We start from the raw sequence: 3,436 nt of genomic DNA, 5'->3' as shown, positions 1-3,436 counted from the left end.
GGGTTGTAGTCGTGCGTCAGCAGGAACTCGTCGCGCAGGATCCCGATCTTCGTCTCGACCTCTTGCAGGCCGAAGCGGTACTCCATCATGAAGCGCTGCAGCTCGTCCCGCAGCTCCCGCAGCTCGGCGGCCGAGACCGTGATCTCGCCCTCGTCGGGAGTCGTCGCGGGCACCAGCGGAGCAGGAGTCGCCATGCCCTCCACGGTAGGCAGGATGCCTACGAGAGTCCTGTGAAGGCCGTCAGTCCTCGTCGAGCGCACGCCGCGCCCGATCGGACTCCTCCTGGGCTGCACGGGCCCGAGAGGCGGCGTCGCGCCGCTCGGCTTCGATCGTGTCGAGCTTCTGCTCGGCGGCGGCGGCATCGGCCTCGAGCGCGGCGAGGTCGCGTCGCAGGTCGTCGATGCGCTCGCGCACATGGTCGACGCGCTCCTGCGCCTTCGCGCGCCGCGCCTCGACCCGGGCGAGCTCGCGCTCGGCCTCGTTCGCAAGACGCTCGGCCTCGCGCGCCGCCTTCTCGGCAGCCTTGCGGGCGCGGCGCTCGGCAAGATCATCGCGGTGCGCCGGCTCGACCACGCCGGGAAGGCTCCCGCCGACGGCATCCGCGAGCGCGGCAGGATCGATGTCGCCCGCCTCCAGCGTCGTGACGAGGCGCGCCGTGAGCACCGCGGCGGCGGCTGCGGCATCCATCACGGCCGCGTTGACGGTCTTCTCGACCTCGTCGCGCGCCGCCGCACTGAGTGTCACGCCGGCGTCGGAGGCGAGACCGACCGCCTGCTTCGCGAGCGCCGCGACCAGCTGCCGCCGCTGCGCCCCCAGCCGCGACAGCTCGGCGGCATCGAGGTCGTCCTGCGCCTCGCGCAGCGCCGCCGACAGCTCGATCGCGTCGGCCAGCTGCCCCTGGCGCGCCAGGAGGTTGACCGCCCACGCCGCGACCGAGGGCTTGCGCAGCGCCTTGACCCGCTTCGCGAGTGCCGGATCGGATGCCGCCGCCCGCGCATTGCGCGCCGCGGTGAACTCGGCCGGGGTCAGGGCGTACAGCTCTGCCGCGATCTCGTCGAGCCCGGCATCGCCCTCGGCTGCGGCATTCACTCGTCCATTGTGCCGCGCACGACGTCGAGAACTCAGGAAGACCGCGTCCGGGCGAGGCTCAGGCCTGCGGGATCACGCGGGCAGACGATCGCCGGCGCGTCGTCGATCCTGAATCCTGCGCACGCGCCGGGCGCCGCGACCACGCCGACACCGCGTACAGCACGAGCATCACGGCCATCGACACCAGGTAGAAGCCGTGCAGCACCCAGATCGGGCCGAACGGCAGGCTCACGACGTAGACCGTGTAGAAGAGGTTGCCGACGTTGCCCATGACGAGCGCGCTCGCGCTGTACGACCGCAGGTCGCGCGAGCGGACCGCCTTGACGAGCATCGGCAGGTTGGCCGCGGCGAACAGCACGGTCGAGACCGTCCCGGCGAGCATCGCAGCATCCATACACAGAAGATGCGCCGGCGGGGCACCCCGATACATCGGCGGCCACATCCGTTCCGGGCATCCGCCCGGCGCCGCGGTCAGGCCGCGAGGACGGCCGCCGCCTGGCGCGCCGCGCCGAGCGCGACGTACTCCCCCGGCTCGGGCACCTCGACCTCGAGACCGAGGACGAGCGGGGCGATCCGTCGCACCGCCTCGGACTGCGCACCGCCGCCGATGAGCAGCGCCCGCTCGAGCGGGACGCCCAGTGCGCGCAGCGCCTCGAGACCGGCCGCGAGCCCCGACAGCATGCCCTCGACGGCCGCGCGTGCGAGGTTCTCACGGGTCGTCGAGGCCAGGGTCATGCCGGTCAGCGACGCGGTCGCGTCGGGAAGGTTCGGCGTCCGCTCGCCCTCGAAGTACGGCACGAGCGCGAGCCCCCCGGCCCCCGGTTCGGCGGCGAGGGCGAGGCGCGACAGCTCGGCGTGGTCGACGCCCAGCACCCGGCCGATGGCGTCGAGCACCCGCGCGGCGTTGAGGGTCGCGACCAGGGGCAGGAACCGGCCGGTGCAGTCGGCGAACCCGGCGACCGTGCCCGTCGGGTCGATCGTGCGCTCCTCGCTCACCGCGAAGACGGTGCCCGACGTGCCGATCGAGACGACCACGTCACCCGGCCCCGCGCCGAGTCCGAGGGCCGCACCGGCGTTGTCGCCGGCGCCGCCGCCGACGCGGCGGCCGTCGGCGTCCGCGACCCATTCGTCCGGTCCGAGCACGCGCGGCAGCACGGCGTCGTGGCCGAGCGCCGCGACGAGCAGGCCGCGGTCGTACGAGCCGTCGGCGGGGTTCCAGTAGCCGGTGCCGGAGGCATCCGACCGGTCCGTGACGAGCTCGTCGAGCACGGGTCCGCGCGACGACTCCCCCGCAGGGCCGAAGCCGCGCAGGCGCCAGGTCAGCCAGTCGTGCGGCAGGGCGACCGCCGCGACCCGGGCCGCGTTGTCGGGCTCGGCATCGCGCAGCCAGCGCAGCTTCGTGATGGTGAAGGATGCCACCGGCACGAGCCCGGTGCGCCGCGCGAGCTCGTCGGCCCCGAACTCGGCGATGAGGTCTGCGGCCGCTCCCGCCGAGCGGGTGTCGTTCCACAGCAGCGCGTCGCGCACGACGCGGCCGTCGGCGTCGAGCGCGACCATGCCGTGCTGCTGACCGCCGATGGCCCAGGCCTCGACGTCACTGAGGACGCCGGTGTCGTCACCGCCGGCATCCGCGATCGCCGCCTGCAGCGCGGTCCACCACGCCTCGGGGTCGACCGCCGTGCCGTCGGGGTGCGAGGCACGGCCCTGCCGCACGATGCGGCCGGTCGCGGCATCCACGATCACGACCTTGCAGGACTGCGTGGACGAGTCCACTCCCATGACGAGCGTCATCGCTCCGGACCTTCCTTCGGGTTCTTCACGTCCCGATGCTCACCGCTGCGGGCGCCTCCCGGCGGCGAAGAGCGGGACACGCCCGCCGTGGGAGGAGAGAAGGGATGCCGCGACCGGCCGGTGAGGTCGGTCGCGGCATCCCGTGAGAGAGGGATCAGCCGCGCGCGCCGAGCAGGTGCTCGGTGGCCAGCTGCTGCAGGCGGACGAAGCCGAAGCCCTTGCCGCCGAGGTACGCGTCGGTGTCGAAGTCCTCGTATGCCGAACGGTCGGCGACGAGGTCCTCGATCGTCTCGCCCTCGTTGAGCGTGGGCACGGACAGCTCGGGCACCTTGGCGGCCGCGAGCGCCTCCTGCACCTCGGGGTCGGCGCGGAAGGCCGCGGCGCGCTCCTTGAGGAGCAGGTACGTGCGCATGTTGGCGGCGGCGGAGTCCCACACGCCGTTCTCGTCCTCGGTGCGCGACGGCTTGTAGTCGAAGTGGCGCGGGCCGTCGTAGGCCGGGACCCCGCCGGGGCCGCCGTTCTCGAGCAGGTCGACGAGCGCGAACGCGTTGTGCAG

3 protein-coding genes and 2 pseudogenes are annotated in these 3,436 nt (G+C 73.6%); all 5 read right to left on the bottom strand.

Annotated elements, in window-relative coordinates; genetic code table 11:
* A pseudogene (locus ACTHNQ_RS04725) lies at positions 1-194 on the bottom strand (GTP pyrophosphokinase family protein); the annotation flags it as partial.
* 46 nt (positions 195-240) lie between these two features.
* Complete coding sequence (locus ACTHNQ_RS04720; protein WP_440331544.1) at positions 241-1,089, bottom strand: transposase; 849 nt, start codon at positions 1,087-1,089, stop codon at positions 241-243.
* Between the two features lie 58 nt (positions 1,090-1,147).
* Positions 1,148-1,483, bottom strand: a complete 336-nt coding sequence (locus ACTHNQ_RS04715) for a hypothetical protein (protein WP_440331542.1) — start codon at positions 1,481-1,483, stop codon at positions 1,148-1,150.
* Positions 1,484-1,560: 77 nt separating this feature from the next.
* A complete protein-coding gene (gene xylB / locus ACTHNQ_RS04710) occupies positions 1,561-2,880 on the bottom strand; it encodes a xylulokinase (protein ID WP_440331540.1) in 1,320 nt (439 codons plus the stop codon).
* Between the two features lie 154 nt (positions 2,881-3,034).
* A pseudogene (locus tag ACTHNQ_RS04705) lies at positions 3,035-3,436 on the bottom strand (xylose isomerase); the annotation flags it as partial.

This window comes from Microbacterium sp. (genome assembly GCF_051953575.1).
Lineage (GTDB): Bacteria > Actinomycetota > Actinomycetes > Actinomycetales > Microbacteriaceae > Microbacterium.
The sequence above is the reverse complement of the archived record's forward strand: the minus strand, read 5'-3'. Positions and strand labels throughout refer to the sequence as shown.

What these genes read in the sequence shown, in the direction of transcription:
- ACTHNQ_RS04715 (WP_440331542.1), bottom strand. Translation starts at nt 1,483, where the DNA reads ATGGATGCTGCGATGCTCGCCGGGACGGTCTCGACCGTGCTGTTCGCC.
- xylB (WP_440331540.1), bottom strand. Translation starts at nt 2,880, where the DNA reads ATGACGCTCGTCATGGGAGTGGACTCGTCCACGCAGTCCTGCAAGGTC.